The 19,049-nt window shown below is 46.7% G+C and carries 17 protein-coding genes; all 17 read right to left on the bottom strand.

From position 1 onward, the window contains the following. Positions 1-46 precede the first annotated feature (46 nt). The 17 genes from MHI14_RS11395 to MHI14_RS11315 all read right to left on the bottom strand — a co-directional run bounded on the left by MHI14_RS11395 (position 47) and on the right by MHI14_RS11315 (position 18,788). The gene (locus tag MHI14_RS11395) at positions 47-4,903 is read right to left on the bottom strand and encodes a BclA C-terminal domain-containing protein (protein WP_341130320.1); all 4,857 of its coding nucleotides are present in this window, start codon (positions 4,901-4,903) and stop codon (positions 47-49) included. A gap of 196 nt (positions 4,904-5,099) precedes the next feature. Next, the gene (locus tag MHI14_RS11390; protein ID WP_240768053.1) at positions 5,100-6,497 is read right to left on the bottom strand and encodes an ATP-binding protein; all 1,398 of its coding nucleotides are present in this window, start codon (positions 6,495-6,497) and stop codon (positions 5,100-5,102) included. A 55-nt stretch (positions 6,498-6,552) separates the two neighbouring features. Then, positions 6,553-7,269, bottom strand: a complete 717-nt coding sequence (locus MHI14_RS11385) for a response regulator transcription factor (protein WP_017687664.1) — start codon at positions 7,267-7,269, stop codon at positions 6,553-6,555. 138 nt (positions 7,270-7,407) lie between these two features. Further along, positions 7,408-8,670, bottom strand: a complete 1,263-nt coding sequence (gene ccsA, locus MHI14_RS11380; protein ID WP_091028901.1) for a cytochrome c biogenesis protein CcsA — start codon at positions 8,668-8,670, stop codon at positions 7,408-7,410. After that, a complete protein-coding gene (resB, locus tag MHI14_RS11375) occupies positions 8,667-10,340 on the bottom strand; it encodes a cytochrome c biogenesis protein ResB (RefSeq protein ID WP_133385353.1) in 1,674 nt (557 codons plus the stop codon). The genes ccsA and resB overlap by 4 nt, the downstream gene beginning before the upstream one ends. A 14-nt stretch (positions 10,341-10,354) precedes the next feature. After that, a complete protein-coding gene (locus MHI14_RS11370) occupies positions 10,355-10,882 on the bottom strand; it encodes a redoxin family protein (protein ID WP_017687661.1) in 528 nt (175 codons plus the stop codon). Between the two features lie 134 nt (positions 10,883-11,016). Further along, positions 11,017-11,766, bottom strand: a complete 750-nt coding sequence (locus tag MHI14_RS11365) for a pseudouridine synthase (RefSeq protein ID WP_062835222.1) — start codon at positions 11,764-11,766, stop codon at positions 11,017-11,019. 196 nt (positions 11,767-11,962) lie between these two features. Then, a complete protein-coding gene (locus MHI14_RS11360; RefSeq protein WP_339309917.1) occupies positions 11,963-12,781 on the bottom strand; it encodes a S1 family peptidase in 819 nt (272 codons plus the stop codon). A 63-nt stretch (positions 12,782-12,844) separates the two neighbouring features. Beyond that, entirely contained in the window at positions 12,845-13,378 is a 534-nt protein-coding gene (locus MHI14_RS11355; RefSeq protein ID WP_017687658.1) for a spore maturation protein, read from the bottom strand. Positions 13,379-13,384: 6 nt separating this feature from the next. Next, on the bottom strand, positions 13,385-14,011 hold the full coding sequence (locus MHI14_RS11350; protein ID WP_133385355.1) for a nucleoside recognition domain-containing protein: 627 nt from the start codon (positions 14,009-14,011) through the stop codon (positions 13,385-13,387). 31 nt (positions 14,012-14,042) lie between these two features. Next, complete coding sequence (locus tag MHI14_RS11345; RefSeq protein ID WP_339309918.1) at positions 14,043-15,236, bottom strand: D-alanyl-D-alanine carboxypeptidase family protein; 1,194 nt, start codon at positions 15,234-15,236, stop codon at positions 14,043-14,045. A 163-nt stretch (positions 15,237-15,399) separates the two neighbouring features. After that, positions 15,400-16,203 carry a sigma-70 family RNA polymerase sigma factor gene (locus MHI14_RS11340; RefSeq protein WP_339309919.1) on the bottom strand — a complete coding sequence of 268 codons (804 nt, stop codon included), beginning with the start codon at positions 16,201-16,203 and terminating at the stop codon, positions 15,400-15,402. A 66-nt stretch (positions 16,204-16,269) separates the two neighbouring features. After that, positions 16,270-16,971: a lytic transglycosylase domain-containing protein gene (locus MHI14_RS11335; RefSeq protein ID WP_339309920.1), complete on the bottom strand. Its 702-nt coding sequence runs from the start codon at positions 16,969-16,971 to the stop codon at positions 16,270-16,272. Positions 16,972-17,034: 63 nt separating this feature from the next. After that, positions 17,035-17,250: a hypothetical protein gene (locus MHI14_RS11330; RefSeq protein ID WP_339309921.1), complete on the bottom strand. Its 216-nt coding sequence runs from the start codon at positions 17,248-17,250 to the stop codon at positions 17,035-17,037. Beyond that, positions 17,247-17,621 (bottom strand): hypothetical protein, encoded by a 375-nt coding sequence (locus MHI14_RS11325; RefSeq protein WP_339309922.1) that lies wholly within the window; start codon positions 17,619-17,621, stop codon positions 17,247-17,249. The genes MHI14_RS11330 and MHI14_RS11325 overlap by 4 nt, the downstream gene beginning before the upstream one ends. Positions 17,622-17,699: 78 nt before the next feature. Next, on the bottom strand, positions 17,700-18,074 hold the full coding sequence (locus tag MHI14_RS11320; protein ID WP_341130319.1) for a hypothetical protein: 375 nt from the start codon (positions 18,072-18,074) through the stop codon (positions 17,700-17,702). A gap of 147 nt (positions 18,075-18,221) precedes the next feature. After that, positions 18,222-18,788 carry a sigma-70 family RNA polymerase sigma factor gene (locus MHI14_RS11315; RefSeq protein WP_133385362.1) on the bottom strand — a complete coding sequence of 189 codons (567 nt, stop codon included), beginning with the start codon at positions 18,786-18,788 and terminating at the stop codon, positions 18,222-18,224. Positions 18,789-19,049 lie beyond the last annotated feature (261 nt).

The following is a 19,049-nucleotide window of genomic DNA, read 5'->3' as shown; positions in this document are numbered from 1 at the left end:
GATCAAAGAGACGAGCCCCAAAGGGTCCGTCTCTTTTTTTTCGTGATTAGCTTAAGCGAATAATATTGAGTGTCGCACCTGGCGGCGATAGAACAGCTGTGGCTATTAGACCGAATAATTGAAGCTGAATGGTCGAACCCGCTGTGGCAGTGATAATAAAGTCGGTTGACAACTGGCTTAGAGAGAGCACTGGTGAGATTACACTCGCCGGTACTACAGCCCCATTAAGCAATATCCGTGATTGTACGGCGAGTGCTGCTGTCAAATTAATTTTGTAACTGATATAGTATCTGCCTGCTGTAGCAAGAGTGAAGGTATCATTCGCTCCATTTACCGTAATTCCGGTTCCAATATTCTGATTCGCAGGAAGAGCAACAACCGTTCCGCCCAAAATAACAAGAATGGTGCCATTCGTATTTTCTGCGTAGGATGAAGCCGTTGTGACAGAAGTTCCTGTGGCTCCGGTTTCCCCAGTGACACCTGTTGTCCCAGTACTTCCCGTTACGCCCACTCCCGTGGCTCCGGTTATACCTGTGGCCCCTGTAACTCCAGTCGCACCGGTCAAACCTGCGAGACCCGTCGCTCCCGTTTCCCCAGTTGCACCTGTTAATCCCGTACTTCCGGTCACGCCAACTCCGGTCGCTCCTGTAACTCCAGTCACACCGGTCAAACCTGCGAGACCCGTCGCTCCTGTTTCACCAGTGGCACCTGTTAATCCCGTACTTCCGGTTATGCCGACTCCGGTTGTTCCTGTAACTCCGGTCAAACCTGTGAGACCCGTCGCTCCCGTTTCCCCAGTTGCACCAGTTCCACCTGTTAATCCCGTACTTCCGGTTACGCCAACTCCGGTGGCTCCTGTAAGTCCAGTCGCACCGGTCAAACCTGCGAGACCCGTCGCTCCCGTTTCCCCAGTGGCACCTGTTAATCCCGTACTTCCGGTTACGCCGACTCCGGTGGCTCCTGTAACTCCAGTCACACCGGTCAAACCTGTGAGACCCGTCGCTCCCGTTTCACCAGTGGCACCTGTTGATCCTGTACTTCCGGTTACGCCAACTCCGGTGGCTCCTGTAACTCCAGTCACACCGGTCAAACCTGCGAGACCCGTTGCTCCCGTTTCCCCAGTTGCACCTGTTAAACCCGTATTTCCAGTTACACCGACTCCGGTCGCTCCTGTAACTCCAGTCACACCGGTCAAACCTGCGAGACCCGTCGCTCCCGTTTCACCAGTGGCACCTGTTAATCCCGTACTTCCGGTCACGCCAACTCCGGTCGCTCCTGTAACTCCAGTCACACCGGTCAAACCTGCGAGACCCGTCGCTCCCGTTTCACCAGTGGCACCAGTTCCACCTGTTAATCCCGTACTTCCGGTTACGCCAACTCCGGTGGCTCCTGTAACTCCAGTCACACCGGTCAAACCTGTGAGACCCGTCGCTCCCGTTTCACCAGTGGCACCTGTTGATCCTGTACTTCCGGTTACGCCAACTCCGGTGGCTCCTGTAACTCCAGTCGCACCGGTCAAACCTGCGAGACCCGTCGCTCCCGTTTCCCCAGTGGCACCTGTTAATCCCGTACTTCCGGTCACGCCAACTCCGGTCGCTCCTGTAACTCCAGTCACACCGGTCAAACCTACGAGACCCGTCGCTCCCGTTTCACCAGTTGCACCTGTTGATCCTGTACTTCCGGTTACGCCGACTCCGGTGGCTCCCGTGACACCCGTCGCTCCTGTGCTTCCTGTCACTCCAAGTCCAGTTGCTCCCGTTACACCTGTTGCGCCTGCACCTGCAATTAGCGTGTAATCTGGTGACGTGCCTGGTGTACCCGTTGGTGACGCTACATTGGCTATATACGTACTACCGTTAAACGTTACGACTTGACCCGCCGGGTACGTTGGGGCTACCGCTGGATCAAATGGTACGATACCACTTAAACCTACACCTGTCGCTCCTGTTACACCGGATGCCCCTGTGGCCCCTGTAGCACCTGCCCCTGCAAGCAGTGTATAATCCGGCGAGGTGCCCGGTGTTCCTGTTGGTGATGCCACATTGGTTATATACGTACTTCCATTAAATGTTACAACCTGACCCGCCGGATACGTGGGGGCTACCGCTGGATCAAATGGCGCGACACCATTCAAACCGATTCCTGTAGCTCCAGTAACTCCCGTTGCTCCTGCTACCGCAATCAGCGTGTAATCTGGTGAGGTGCCCGGTGCTCCCGTCGGCGATGCCACATTTGCAATGTACGTGCTGCCGTTGAAGGTAACAACTTGACCTGCCGGATATGTGGGAGCTACGGCTGGATCGAATGGTACTACTCCCGTGAGTCCTGCACCCGTTACGCCCGTGGCTCCAGTATTACCCGTAACCCCGACACCCGTTGCACCTGTTGCTCCTACACCTGCAATTAATGTGTAGTCTGGTGAGGTGCCTGGTGTTCCCGTTGGTGAGGCCACATTCGCAATATACGCACTGCCACTAAACGTTACTACCTGACCCACTGGATACGTCGGGGCTAACGCTGGATCAAACGGTACAACTCCTGTTAAACCCGCACCAGTTACACCCGTTGCCCCTGTTACGCCAGGTGTACCTGTCGCACCCGTACTTCCCGTTACTCCAACTCCGGTTGTACCTGTCGCTCCCGTGGCTCCCACGCCCGCAAGCAATGTGTAATCTGGTGAAGTACCCGGCGTTCCCGTTGGTGAGGCTACATTGGTTATATACGTACTGCCGTTGAACGTTACAACCTGGCCGGCTGGATACGTTGGGGCTACGGCTGGATCAAATGGTACGATACCACTCAAACCTACACCTGTCGCTCCCGTTACCCCTGATGCTCCGGTACTTCCTGTTACTCCAACGCCGGTTGCACCAGTCACACCTGTTGCTCCTGCGCCCGCAAGCAACGTGTAATCTGGTGAAGTACCCGGCGTTCCCGTTGGTGAGGCTACATTGGTTATATACGTACTGCCGTTGAACGTTACAACCTGGCCGGCTGGATACGTTGGGGCTACGGCTGGATCAAATGGCACGATACCACTTAAACCCAAGCCTGTCGCTCCCGTTGAACCCGATGCCCCTGTAACCCCCGTACTTCCCGTTACGCCGATTCCTGTGGCTCCCGTCACACCTGTCGCTCCTGCTCCAGCAAGCAACGTGTAATCTGGTGAAGTCCCCGGCGTTCCCGTTGGTGAGGCTACATCGATTATATATGTGCTTCCATTAAACGTTACAATTTGACCCGCTGGATATGTTGGAGCCACCGCTGGATCGAATGGCAAAATGCCTGTTAAACCTGCCCCGGTTGCTCCCGTTACACCTGATGCACCCGTGGCTCCTGTGGGTCCTGCACCTGCAAGCAATGTATAGTCTGGCGAAGTCCCTGGAGTACCCGTAGGAGAAGCCACATTCGTTATATACGTACTTCCATTAAACGTTACGACCTGACCTGCTGGATACGTTGGAGCTACTGCAGGGTCAAACGGAACTGTACCATTAAGGCCGATGCCTGTAGCTCCAGTCGCACCGGTAACTCCTGATCCTGCTAACAATGTATAATCTGGAGAACCTCCTGGTGTACCCGTTGGTGATGCAACATTCGTAATGTAGGTACTGCCACCAAACGTGACGATCTGTCCAGCTGGATAGGTTGGTGCTAATGCCGGATCGAACGGTACAATGCCATTTAACCCTACACCTGTGGCTCCAGTTGCCCCCGTCGCTCCTGCTGTCGCAAGCAGTGTGTAATCCGGTGAGCTTCCTGGCACCCCTCCCGGACTTACAACATTCGTAATATAAGTACTGCCGTTATAAGTAACGACCTGACCCGCTAGGTATGTCGGGGACTGAGCTGGATCAAAAGATGTTATTCCGGTTAAGCCTACCCCGGTTGCTCCAGTTGCCCCTGCTGCTGCAATTAATGTGTAATCCGATGAAGTACCGGGTGTTCCTAATGGACCAGCTACACTTGTAATATAGGTGCTCCCGTTATAAGTAACTACCTGACCTGCAGGATAACCCGGGGCGAGCGCTGGATCAAATGCTAAAGCACCCGTTAAACCAGCTCCGGTTGCCCCCGTTGCACCAGTCGTTCCACCCGACAATAAAAGAGTGTAGTCTGGAGAACTTCCGGGTGTACCCAGAGGACCGTTTACGTTGGCAACATAAAGACTACCCTCGTAGCTTACTACCTGACCTTGAGCATATGTCGGTCCAAGTGCAGGATCATATCCGGTAATATTGTTTAAACCTACACCTGGTGCCCCTGCCGGACCTTGTGCTCCCTGTGGGCCAACTGGTCCTACTGGACCTATTGGGCCGATCGGTCCAATTCCTCCTGCCGGTCCCGTAGGGCCTATCACCCCAGGAACTCCTGGAACACCTGGTACGCCAGGAACTCCTGGCACTCCCTGTGGGCCAGCCGGTCCGGTAATCCCTCCGTTTCCAAAAGTCGTCGTCGCCCGACTTAGGGATAACGATATCGAACGGATTAATCCCACAAGTTTATCTTTTTCAGCAGGCGGCAATTCCAGAAGTAACGTCACACTTAACAAATCATCTAGTAAATTTTGCAAGTTACCTGCGAGATTAATTAGGGGAACAGGAATAATCTCTGAGCCTGCAATCGTTAATTCCAATACAGCTTGTAATTCTGCTTTTACCCCGGCACGAAATCCCGATTGATTTACAAATGTAAGTAACTGGCGTAATCCATTCTGCAATGCCAGTATATTGGCTGAAGTTGGCTGACTGATTGCAGCTGGAATAGTCACAGCGAGGGAACGCAAAATGGATTCAAACTGCTCCAGTTCTCTTGTGGTTATGGGAATAAAGGGAGAGCCCGCTTTAAAAGATCTGCCTTCCAGAAAAGCTTTGATATTGACCCTTTTTCGATCATCGGACATGCTTAGCTCAATCCTCCTCTATCTTGCTTGCTTTTCAAGCTTATGTCACATAGGAAGGAAAATTATCTTGGACACTCCTTTTAGTCAAAATAAAAAGACGATTCATGTTCCACGTTGAACAAGATTAAACGGTACTCTTCAACAAAAAAACACCCTCCATAAGAGGGTGTTTCCGCACTTTTTGTATGAAATCAGGCTATTTCGATGAATCCAAAGGAAATTGCAAAATAAACTCGGTTCCTTCGCCAAGTACACTATTGACGGTAATCATGCCTTGATGCGCATCAACAATATTTTTTACAATCGCTAAACCAAGCCCCGTGCCTACACTTTCTCCACGAACACGAGCCTTGTCTGCTTTGTAGAATCGTTCGAAAATAAATGGCAAGTCGGATGAAGGGATACCTACACCCTGATCCTTCACAGAAACTCTGACAAATGGAGCACGAAGATAAGTGACACGCTCGGCTGAGATCATTACATTTTTGCCTGTAGGCGTATGTCTGAACGCATTATCCAGCAAATTCGTAAATACTTGCTCAAGTCGATCCTCATCTGCCTGTTGAAGTTCAATGGTTGGTTGTTCAAATTCAAAGTGCAGTTGAATTCCCTGTTCTTTTGAACGCACCGAGAACTTACGATATACACGTTCAAGTAGTTCTCCGAGGTCAACTTCCTTCATCACCATGTCCGTATGTCCAGCTTCCATCCGCGCAAGGTCAAGCAAGTCTTTAACCAGTCTGCCCATCCGCAGTGACTCATCATGAATGACCTGGATCAGTTCTTCGCTCTCTTCCGGTGAGGTTGCCATGCCGTCCAGAAGGGCTTCACTGTAACCTTGCATCATGGATAGCGGAGTTCGTATCTCATGAGATACGTTAGCCACGAAATCACGCCGCATTTTCTCCAGACGCACTTCTTCTGTTACATCTCTCAAGACAGCCACAGCCCCTCTGACAACACTATCAGCATACAACGGTGCCATCTGAACAGACCAGACACCTTGCTGTACGTGGACATTGGAGTTCTGATCCCCACCTTGCTCCATCACCATTCTGAACAAAGGAAGAAGGGGCTCAGGTACATCACGTGAGGACTTGTCGGACTGTTCAGGATCTTTTCCTTCGTCCATTTTTGCCCAATCCAGATCATACCAAGCCTGCATGATCTTTTCTCCAGGCGGATTCGTCAGAATAACTTTGCCTTCACCATCAAATGTAACCACCGCATCGGTCATGCTTCGAAGCACACTCGCCAAATGTTCCTTCTCATGGTTAAGGTTTCGAATATTATCTTCCAGTTGGGCAGCCATATGATTAAATGTGTTGGCAAGTTCACCAATCTCATCACTCGTTACCAGGGAGAGACGTGTTCCGTAGTTCCCTTTGCGAATCGCATTGGCTGCCTGAATCAATTGCTGCATGGGCTGCGTTATCTTGGTGAATAGAAACAATGCAAAAAACGTGGTTAAACTGAATCCGATTATACAGATATAGGTGAACAACCGCTTAATATCTCTGGATTCGGATTCTGCAAAGTTTGTATCAATGTAGGGCAGCAAAAAAAGACCCAGCGCTATAAGTACACAACCCACAAGGCAGATAATAGTGATCCATAACTTCCCGACCAGTGATCTCCAGAAACTAAAACTACTTCGGTACTTCCAGTTTATAACCCACACCCCACACCGTCGTAATCATGGCCGCCGATTCAGGCGATACCTTGTTAAGTTTCTCGCGAAGACGCTTCACATGCGTATCCACGGTACGAAGATCGCCAAAGAATTCGTAATTCCATACATCCTTGAGCAATTCTTCTCTGGAGAAAACTTTGTCGGGAGATGTTGCCAGGTAGTGCAGTAATTCATATTCTTTTGGTGTAAGACTAATCTCTTCGCCACCAGCGGTTACCCGGTGGGCATCATGCTCAATAACCAGATGCGGGAACACGATGTTGTTACTCGAATTACTCTCCTTGGAGAGATAAGCAGTCGCGGAAGATCGACGCAAAATCGCTTTGACACGATAAATCACTTCACGCGGGCTGAATGGTTTTACAACATAATCATCAGCGCCAACTTCGAAGCCTTGAACCCGGTTGATCTCTTCACCTTTTGCAGTGAGCATCAAAACCGGCGTTGATTTCACCTGACGAAGACGGGTACACACTTCAACTCCATCCATACCCGGCAACATCACATCAAGCAAAATCAGCCCGTAGTCCCCTGCTGTTGCTTTACGCAGCGCAGTTTCCCCATCCTCAGCTTCATCGATTTCATAACCTTCTTTTTCAAGATACATTTTCAAAAGCCTGCGGATTCTCTCTTCGTCATCCACGACCAGTATTCGATTCTCATGTTCAGCCATGCCTCTCCAGCCCCTTTGCAATAACTCCTCATCACTTCTATTATGTTCGATCTGGCGAACAATATTTGAATACCCTTCAATAAAAAGGTACGTTTGTGTTCCCGCTTCTAAACTCAACCTTTGAGTTACGAGTCTGTCCTAGTCCGCTCCAGCGTAAGAATGTAATCCAGCAATGATCAAATTCACCCCAACTAGCGTAAACATGACGACCAGGAAGCCAAGAACTGCAAGCCATGCAGACTTCTGACCTTGCCAACCTCTGGATAAACGCAAATGCAGATACACACTATAATATAGCCATGTAATCAATGCCCACACCTCTTTAGGGTCCCAACCCCAAAAGCGACTCCAGGCAATCTGAGCCCAGATCATGGCAAAAATTAATGCTCCCAGCGTAAATATCGGAAAACCAATCGCAATCGCGCGATAACTTATCTCATCCAGATCATCGGCATCGATTCCATCCATCATTGGTTGTAACGCTTGTCCAAGTGGTCTGCGCACAAGAAGTCGTACAATTCCATACAGGATCAGACCTACAATAAGTGACCAAACCACCGTATTCAGCTTGCGCCCGGCATTTACCCCGTTCATCCAGGAAGGCGTCTCAAGTAAAGGTTTTTCCATGCCAAGAAACGGTGTCATGCTCTCCACTTCGCTATTATATGGTGCAAAAATCGGAGGCATGCGATAAATCACTTTCTCTATTGTACTATTTTCCTGTACCTCTGTGTCAATGCTGACCGTTTTCTGTACAAAAACCGCCTCGTAACCAGCTGTACGAAAGGCAAATACCGTTCCGATGAATCCGATGACTACAACGATCGTAACCAGAGTGAATTCAACCCATCCTCGTTGACGTCTTGAAGATTTGTCTTTACCACTGAAATCAACAGTACGGAGCAAATACATGAACCCTGCGGCAAAACCCACGGCGAAGAATGCTTCACCAAGCGCGGCCAACGTCACGTGAATTTTCAGCCAGATGGACTGAAGTGCCGGGATTAATGGTTGTACCTCCTGAGGAAATACAGCGGCGTACGCCATAATAATAATGGTAAGTGGTAACGCAAACAAACCCAGTAATGACTTGCGGTATATGGCATATACAACAATAAATGCAACCATGATCATCATGGACAGAAAAGACATAAACTCATACATGTTACTAACTGGGATATGACCTGCGCCAGCCCATCGGGTTACAAAAAATACGATATGTGCCGCTAAAGCGACAGTCGAAGCGATAAAAGCTCTTTTACCCCAGCGATTCATATGGTCCAGAGGATCACGATTACTCCATTTTTTGCCCATGACTGCAACAGCATATAACAAGAATGCAGCACAATAGAGAAAGAAAGATACGATAAATGCGTCGCTGCTGAAATCCAATAATCTCATGCCTGATTCCCCCCGTTATCCAACGACTTCTCTTCCACTTCCAGATTCATCTGTTTCAAGACGGCCGCAACTTCACGCCTGAAGCCAAACCAGTTTTTGTTGGTATGTCCACCCAATGTGAGCTGTTTATCATCAAAACGAATCCAGATGCGGCGATGATGCCAATAAAAACCCATGACGAGACCCAACATAACAATACCGGCTCCTACCCACACAAAAGGCATTGCCTTATCCACTCTTATATTGAGATAACTTACGGACTGAATAATATCGACCTTGTCCATGCTGTCTACTTCCAGCTGTAAAGGAATCTCAGCTCCAATCAGCTGTTGGTTAATCGCATCCTGTTGAAACCGTTGTTTATCAATCTGCTTTGCAAAGTACAGATATTGTATCCCCTCTTCGGGCAGATCCGGTCCCTTGATGAGAAAGAGAAAAGCAGGTGCATTAGGTGAAGGCGATTTTGATTTGGGCTGACCATTCTCATCCAATCCAAAGTCCATAAACTTTTCTTTTACCGTGAGCTTATAAAGACCAGCTTCAAATGTTCTTTGGGTATCTACCATATCAATCTTAATTGGCCCATATACTTCACCCGTCTTTGTATTGACCAGATCAGGCGTTACGGAACGAATGGTGGGTGTTAGATCATAATCAAACTGATATGCTTTCAGACCGTTATAATTCAATGGATGATTCACGCGTACATCATGTCTGGCCACCTCAGCTAACTGAGGTTTCTTCGAGAGATCCGAACAATCTGCTGTACATTCATACAAAACAACTTTTGTTTCAAACAGTTTGGGAACGGTCTTATTCAGGTTACGGAATTGCTCAGGTACTTCTTCCTCACTGTAGAATTCAACATTAAACTGTTCATTTTTCAGATACATCGACGTATTCGGGATCTTTTTGATCTCCCCTTCAGGAAAAGCAACGTGCTCGTCCAGATTCAGACCAGGAAGTCCTCGTGCGAGCACCGCCAGCAAAAATATAATGAGTCCAATATGGATGACATATGGGCCCCATCGACTGAATCGCTGTTTCTCGGCGAGTAATGCATCTCCCTGGGTGTGCACGCGGTATCCTTTCTTTTTCAACGGCGTAACCGCTTTCTTAACCCAGTCTTCTGGTGCCTCTTCGATGGTACCTTGGTACACCAGACGCTGTCTTGTCAAAAATTGCGTATGTTTACGTATTCTCTGTTTATTCAGTGCTTTGTAGAGCGGTAGGACGCGATCCAGACTGCATATCACCAATGATGCCCCAATCAGCACCAGCAGTAGAATAAACCACCAGGATTCGTATGTATGAGATAAACCCAACAGATAATAGATGTGACCCAACTGACCGTATGTTTCTTTGTAATACACGGAAGGATCAATATTCAAGAATGTACTTTCTTGCGGATAGATTGTACCAAGCATAGAACCCACCAGCGTAAAAACAATCATATAAACGGCAATTTTAACGGAAGAAAAAAAGTTCCATATGCGGTCAATGATATTGGGATTACTGCGCTGTGAACGGCGCGCCATGCCATCATAACGCATTTCCAACACTTCATCCGATTTAGCTTCAGACTCCAGCAGCGGTTTCCCACATGCCTCACATAGTACAGTGCCTACCGGATTCTGGTGTCCGCACTCACATTTGGTATTTTGGAACACGAATAGACCTCCTGTCAGGGCTGCTTCGCCAGTTGCGAAATTTGAGCGTCAAGTGTGTCCAAATCAAGTTGACCGATATGAATGGTAGAGATTTTGCCCGTGTCGGATACAAAGAATGTTGTTGGCATCGGAGAGATCCCAAAATCACGAACCGAGTTTTTCTCCCGATCAAGCATGATTGGAAACGTAACGCCAACCTGCCGTACAAAATTATCCACGGTCATCTGGTCTTCTCCAACATTAATTCCGACAAATTGTACTCCCTGGTCCTTCCATTTGTCAGCTTGTGCCTGAAGTGCAGGCATTTCTTTAACACAAGGTTCACACCATGTGCCCCAGAAATTGATCACCATCGCTTTTCCTTTGTACTCATCAGACGTATGAACTTGACCATCCAGGCCCAGCAGTTCAAAAGAAGGAGACTTGTCCCCTTCCTTTGGCTTGCCATTCGAGCCGGATACCGATGTGGTAATCGCATATCCGCCCAACACCAGGATCAATAACAAAATGACGATTTGCACCGTTCTTCTTGATTTCCCCATGTGCTGCTCCCCTTTTATGTGACTGTAGCATTCGCATCTTATTGGTCTAAGACAACTGTGAACATCCTATGAACAATTATAGCGAATTTCGTCACAAAACTGCGGCGGTTTTATGAAAATTGTGTGTCCTCACATTACCTTTTTTTCATTTTTTTGGCTGGTTCTGATTGTGCGAGGGTAATCAGGTTGTTGACTTCTTCTTTGGTCAGATTACGTGTCAGACCACGTTTCAGGTTTTGTAGCAAAATACCACCAAACGAAATCCGTTTCAGACGGGTTACCGGATGGTTGATCGCCTCAAACATGCGTCTAACCTGACGGTTACGTCCTTCATAGATCGTAATGGAAATGACCGACTCATTAGCGGCTGTATCCACATCTTTGTACTCTACCTCTGCAGGAGCAGTCATGCCGTCATCCAGCATAATGCCTGTCTTTAATTTCTCCAGAGCTGTACCATGCGGCACACCTTTAACCGTTGCATGATACGTTTTGGGTACGTGATGTTTAGGATGCGTCAACAAATGTGCGAACTCACCATCATTGGTAAGGATCAATAAGCCCTCTGTGTCATAATCCAGACGACCCACAGGATATACACGTTCCTTAACACCTTTCAGGTAGTCGGATACAATCTTCCGACCTTCCGGGTCAGATGCACTTGTGATTACGCCTTTTGGCTTGTTCAACATCAAGTACACTTTTTTCTCACTGCGGATTGGTTTTCCATTAACCGTAATCATATCCTCTTCGGGGTTCGCTTTTGTACCCAGTTCGGTTACGACCTCCCCGTTAACTTCTACTTTGCCGGACAGGATTAGTTCCTCGCTCTTGCGGCGGGATGCAATGCCTGCCTGTGCGATAATTTTTTGTAATCTTTCCATGTTTGTCATGTCACCTCACACTAATGATACCCATCACGCAAGGAAATCACAAGGATAATCCAAGGATTTTGCAAACTGGCGATACGAATACCCACTTTAGGCCACCTTCCTCTTTGAGATTGACGCAAAAAAAGCCTACCTTTACACGACCTGTTGAACACAGATGGCGTAAAGATAAGCCTTTTCCTCAAACTATTTAATTGGAAACTTTGCCGGCAACTGCAACCTGTTTTTTGGCAGGCGTAGCGCTGTCTTTAATGAAAGACTGCAATGTTTTGGAAGTAATATAATAGGTACGTCCACCATACACAAATGTCATCATACCAATAACCCGGTTGTTCTGATCCAGAACAGGGCCACCTGAATTACCCTGTGCCATGGATTTCACAATACTGCCGATTCCCTTTTTGCCTGGAACATCCGAAGCTTGGGAACTGAACACTCGACTTTTGGCTATCGTATTGTAGGTTGAAGGAAAATCTTCATCCAGGATGACAAGATCACCAGCAGGATTTTTGGGGAATCCAATCGTATAGACAACCTGGTTATCCCTCGCATTTGCAAATGTGACCGGTTGGGCGTCTATTTCCTTGTCCAGCTTCAACAGCGCCATGTCTGTCACCGGATCTGTCTTAATAATCTTTGCCTTTACAGGCTTACCTAAGGAACCCGGGCTCGCAACAGTCAGTGTACCTTCATCACCATCAGACAATTCAGCAAAACTCTGAACGACATGGTAATTCGTGAGTACTTCATCCTTTGAGATCAGTATCGAGGTACCAACATCATAATATACCATATCGGGTTCATGCTGCTTGACCAAACGTACATTCACGACTGGAAAAGAATCCGCTGTGACTGCCATTTGTGCACGCAGCTGTTTGTCGAAGTAACCTGTAAAATGTATCGTCTGAACGGCTTGAGCCGCCGCCAGCCCCGTTGACCCTGCAAGCATGGCAAGGGCAAGCACACCTGACATTCCGACACGGAGCATTCGTTTCCAACTCTTCTGCATGTCTCACTCTCCTCCGCTATTATTCTAGCATATCTAATATATCGGAAGGAAAGGAGATATCTTTTAACCAAAAACGAGCAAACAAATGGCAAGGGCAGCAATAAAACCAACGACATCGGAAAACAACCCTACTTTGAGTGCATATCGACCGTTCCGTATACCTACAGCCCCAAAATAAACAGTCAGCACATATAACGTAGTGTCTGTACTCCCCTGAATCGTAGATGCCATACGTCCGATCATGGAGTCAGGGCCATGGGTTTTGATCAGATCGGTTGTAAACGCCAGAGAGCCTGTCCCCGTTAAAGGACGCAGTATTCCGAGTGGCAACACTTCGCCTGGAACACCCATCCAGGACACCAGCGGAGCGAACAGGCTAATCACAAAATCCAGTGCACCCGAGGCACGAAATACGCTGATTGCGACCATCATGCCCACGAGATGCGGAATAATACTGATTGCAGTAGAGAAACCATCCTTGGCCCCATCAACAAAGGATTCGTAAACCGGGACCTTTTTGGTAAACGCATATAATGGAACAAACGCGATAATAACCGGGATGGCCCAGACGGAGATCCAGTTGATGAAGGTTAACAAAGGTGCTCATCCTTTCATGCCGGGATTGCCACTTTTCGGTACGCGCGGCGGTTTGTGTAAAGCCCTGTTCCGATACCAGCGATCGGCGATTATAGCAGCAAGTGTAGCGATAATGGTAGCCATCAATGTTGTTCCCACAATCTCTGTTGCATTGGCGGAATGATAGTTTAAGCGGATGGCGATCAGCGTTGTCGGAATAATGGTAATACTAGCCGTATTCAGAGCCAGTAAGGTGCACATCGCAGGAGAAGCGGTTTGTTTGTCCGGATTAAGCTCCTGCAGTTGTTGCATGGCTTTAATTCCCATCGGAGTAGCCGCATTTCCTAGCCCCAGCAGATTCGCACTCATATTGGAGAGAATATAACCCATCGCCGGATGATTTTTGGGCACATCGGGGAATAGGAAGCCCACAACCGGACCGAGCAGCTTGGCAATCCGGGCCAAGAGGCCAGCATCCTCAGCCATTTTCATCATACCCATCCAGAACACAAGCACACTAATCAGTCCAAAACAGACCGTGACTCCCGTTGCCGCCCCATCAAAAGCGGCTTGCGTGACCACTTCGATATTGCCGTTGACGGCTGCAAAAGCAAATCCGATTAAAATCATGAGCAGCCAAATTAGATTAATCATGGATTATATCCTCCCTTCAATGGCGATTTAGCTAAGGAGACAACAGGTGGCTTAACACGGCACGCCATGCAGCTGCCCAGGAAGAGACATCACCGATTCCACCCAGCGTTGCATCTTCTGTCTTCGGTTCAGGAGGAATATAACTGCCTTTGCGATACACCGGAATTGAGCCAACAAGTTTGCCGTCAAGCTGCATATCAATGCGACCTGCCAATCCGAACGAAGGATCTGTCGATTGTTCCTTGCCTTCGACTTTCGTTTCCGACTGGGCGCGATTCTCGTGCAGAATCAACTTTTTGGTCAATGAACTTTTCTCACTCTCGGCCAGAGGATACCAGAATCCCCGGCCCGTAACGACATCTGTATTTTGCACAGGCTGTTCTTGCTTCGCGATCTCTACCAAGGGGAAGTATTCAAACCCGAAATCAAGCATCCGAGCATGATCGTTCCAATCGTTTCCGTCGTTCAACGTTACCGCGGCGAGCTGCTGTCCATTGCGTGTAGCCGAGCTGACCAAACATCTGAAAGCTTTCTTGGTGTAACCGGTTTTCACTCCATCTGCACCTTCGTACATCCGCAGCATTTTATTTTTGTTGTGCCAAGAGTATTCCCAGCTTTCATTGGGGTTCGGTGCGGATTTGTCCTCCGTGGCTACGATGCGTTTGAACACCGGATTGTGCAACGCATATGCCGTTAATCTGGCCAAGTCATTGGCTGTAGAATAATGACCTTCTGCATCCAGTCCATGAGGGTTCATAAAGTGGGAATGTGACAGACCGATTTGCTCTGCCTTTTTGTTCATTAACAGAACAAAACCTTCTTCCGAACCACCTACATGTTCCGCTATTGCAGAGGCCGCGTCATTGCCTGAACGGAGCATTAGCCCGTACAACATGTTCTCGAGTGTCATCTCTTCACCTAACTTCAGATAGAGAGACGATCCTTCTTTGGCAAATGCCGTGGGAGACACTTTCACTTTCTCATCCAGCTTGCTGTGTTCAATCGCTACGATCGCCGTCATGATTTTGGTCAAACTGGCAATTCGCAGTTCCTTATCCCCATCCTTGCTGTATAAGATCCGTCCTGATGTGACATCAATGAGAGCAGCGCTTTGCGCATGTGTAGACGGACCTTGAATGGTTGCCTGGGCTTGAGTAACCCCTAATGAAGACAGCAAGAAGACAGGGATAAGCATGCATGCAAGAACTTTCGTTATTTTTCGCATCAATTCATTCCTCCGGGTCACTTGGAATCTTGTACTATCTTATGTTCGGACAACTTGGAGTATGTCCCATAGGGCAAAAACAGCAAAAATCCCTCACCGCTTCGATGCGGGAGGGACGTTATGTATGAGACATTATATAAGATATGAAGGGCTGAGACGACAATCAAGCCTGATCCTTTTTATCCAGCATTTTAGCTACTTTTCGCATAATTCTAGAGACCCTCATCTGGCTAATGTCTTCCATATCTGCGGTCTGGGTTTGATTAAATCCTTCTACACGATGCTTCAGTACAGTCACTTCTTTCTCACTAAGCTTGCGCTTGACCGAATCAATAACCGCATCAACGTATAACTTGTCCAGAATATCTTCTTCAATATTCTCCCCGCTATAGATGGTATCCATCAACGTCACGGATTGAGTTTGTTGATCATCAGCACCTACAGGCTCATCCAGGTATTTCACACCTTTACCCACTTGAAGTACTTTATTGATCTTTTCTTCTTCCTCATCCAGCAGCAATGCGATTTCATGTGCTGGTGGCAGATAACCCATATCGTGTTCAAGTCGATTGATTCGGTTAATTAATTCTGTAGCTGTGCGAGTTGGACGAATAATGCTTGCACTATCTCTCAGAAAACATCGGATTTCTCTAACAATCGCAGTGACAGCAAACGAACTAAATTTCACGCCCCGCCCCGTATCAAATGCCCTAATCGCTTTGATGAATCCCAGACGGCCCAGTTGAAGAATATCATCCTTCTCTACACAATGATTTTTAATAATCATTTCGGGCTTTCCAATATACTTATGAACGGAGTGCCAAATCAGGTTCTCATTAACCAGAATACAATCCCCGAGGAAATGCTCATCGAGCTTACAACGTTCAATATTTTCTACGTCATCCATTGTGTAATACTTCTTGTCTGCCTGCAAATTCGTGCTAATATGTTCTGGAAATTTTCCCATTTGGATCTCCCTATGTAAAATTGATAAACGATCTTATAGTATTCAAACTCTATTGTTAAATGATGTTTATTGACCTTTTTTGATTATTTGAAGCATCTTGTTATGATGTTCCTTCACTTGATCGTAGTACCAGGAGCGAGCCTTTCCCTTAGCTACATTGCCTTCTCCCTGATTGTACGCAATGGTTGCTGTACGAAGATTTCCATCGTACTTATCTATAAGATATTCCAAGTATAGAATGCTTGTCCTGATATTCGTTTCAGGCTTATGTAGCTCCTGTTTACTCACTCCAAACGATTTCGCTGTGCTAGGAAGAATCTGAAGTAAACCAATCGCTCCATGGGATGATACACTTTCCTCTAACATCCGGCTCTCTTGCCACATCATAGCCAGAATCCAGACGGAATCGATATCCGTATCCTTCGAATATCGAACTACCCACCTCACATATTTCAGCAGTTTTGCCCGGCTCACTCTTTTCTCATGGTGGAGTTTTATATACTGCTCAAGCATATCCGTCATTTGTATGTGCGCCGGAGCAACCGATTTAACTTGTTTATGTTGTTTTTCTTTCTTTTCTTGTTTTTCTTGCTTCGTTGGCTTTACTTGCTTTAACTGCTCTTCTTGTGTTACTCCCTTTAATCTCTTGGAGTCAAGCACTTCTTCGTCAATCGGTTTGTAATTTCCCAATGCTGATAGACTCCCGTATTGCGAAGCTAATATCACAACAGCAATAACAATACTTATTACTCTTTCTACAGTGAGCAACAGATTCGCCCACCTCCTTACTGAAAGCCTCTATATTATAGAAGGAATAATCTCATACATAAGTTAAGATTGGTCTTGTTCACTTGGCTGATATACAATGATTGCTGCAAATTCCAACGTGTTACTGGATGGATCAACAGTGGAGATAAACTCCAGTCCGGTAACGAACGTGTGTGGTTTGGATAACATCCATGCGTTGATTAATTCTTCCACACCTGTAGCGCTAGCGGACACAAACGTTTTTACAGCTAAATCCGAAGCGTAGTTTAACACCTTCATTGCTCTTCACCAGATGTTTCTTGTTCCTCTTCCTTTTTCTCTTCAATAAGTTGATTAAACTCCTCTTCGGTCAGTTCATGAATCTCCAATTCGTAAGCACTTGTCAGAATGTACCCCATACCATCCGTTAAATGAACGTTATAAAATGTTTGTAGTTCTTCATGGAAGGTACCCTCTTCGTAGTTGAATCCAATAACAGCTTTTTCGTAACCAGCTACACGACCAGCAAACCATACGTTCGCTTTTGTTGTTGCGCCAGTTGGCGTCTGGATTTCATGCATATTAGTCGGCGCGTGGATATACTTTCCAATCATACTGGCTACGATTTCTTCCGTTAATTTATCATCTTTTGCTTTGATCATATGTGTCATTGAATTATTCCTCCATTAGTTAAAGTCTAGCGAATATTCTTGCCCTTACATTCTCTATACGTGTTATCGGAGCGGCAGTTAAATTGGAGCCGCAGATAAAGTATTGGTTCCGCTGCTTAGGACCATATAGTTCTTCCGCATATGGTGTACAGCCACGTCCAGATCAGCCACTCGTTTGGAGACAAAATCTTCGATGACAGGCTCCAATGGCCTGAAACCTACACCCAAGATCGGTTTTTTATGTATATAAGCATGATGCATGATCACAATATCAGTAGAAGTCAAATGATCCATATCCAGATTAACCAAGACGGCATCAGCCTGTACCACTACTTTCTCAATGATCAAGGCATACTCCCTGTTGCTTAAATCAGAAGCTGTCGAAGAATCATGACTTGCCCAAGCGATATCCGAATACCCCTCTAGACGTTCCACAGAAAATCCTAAAACCACCACACTAAGCATCTTGTTCCGCCTTTCTCTCTGTACTAATCTCTCTATACGACATAAAAAAGCACCCAGTTAAGGGTGCTCTCTCTGTTCTATGTAGGCTACTGAATCTATCTTCATCAAACTTAGGCTATTAATTGCCACTTATGACTACAATGCTTCGTATTTCTCACGAATCGCTTTCCATAACTGGGATATACGTGCCTTGGATACACCTAGCATTCCTGCAATCTCTACAAATTCATATCCTGAAGTCCGAAGTTTAAAGATTTGCTTCTCACGTTCGTTCAGTTTCATATTCTCCATAATATCTGTTACAAACTCAAAATTCTCATAAGCAAACCCAGCATGACCAAGCGCTAATGCGATATCTGAGCCTTCTGATTCATCGCCACCACCCTGATCCGTGCACATGATCTGTACAGCATTAACTACACTGAGATTTTTCTCAGACATGCACTTGCGGTACATATCCTTGATCTTATTTTCAATAAGATGATCAACAAACGTCGACATTTTGGCCTTTTCTGCATCATACTTGTCCAGGGAGTTAACTAATTTGATCATAATCTCCTGGGTCACATCTTCTTTCTCCATCCCGGCAAATGTTTTCCCTCTAAGCTTGTGACGACACTTCTCCTGAGCTTTATTCAGGAACATGTCTATATCCCCAATCTCAAATAAATCATCAAAACCCATAGCAGTTTTAGCAGACATTATACATTTCCCCCATTAACTATTTAATTATTAGTAGTTCGTATTCTTTCTTCACAATCTATTTGTTATCCAGCATGATCTTACTCTACATTCCCGTTATTGCTCCCGAAATCTCATATACCTTATGTAGTCTTATTTACACAGAATTGAAGCTAATAAGCCTAATTACATACAAACGATCAAGAAATCTCCCTTTGATCCGCCTCCCTATTCCCATCCTATTACATTCAGAATAACAAATACGAACTAATGTTCGCAACA

It is taken from the genome of Paenibacillus sp. FSL K6-2393, from assembly GCF_038002545.1.
Taxonomy (GTDB): Bacteria; Bacillota; Bacilli; order Paenibacillales; family Paenibacillaceae; genus Paenibacillus.
This window is presented reverse-complemented; position numbering and strand designations above follow the sequence as displayed.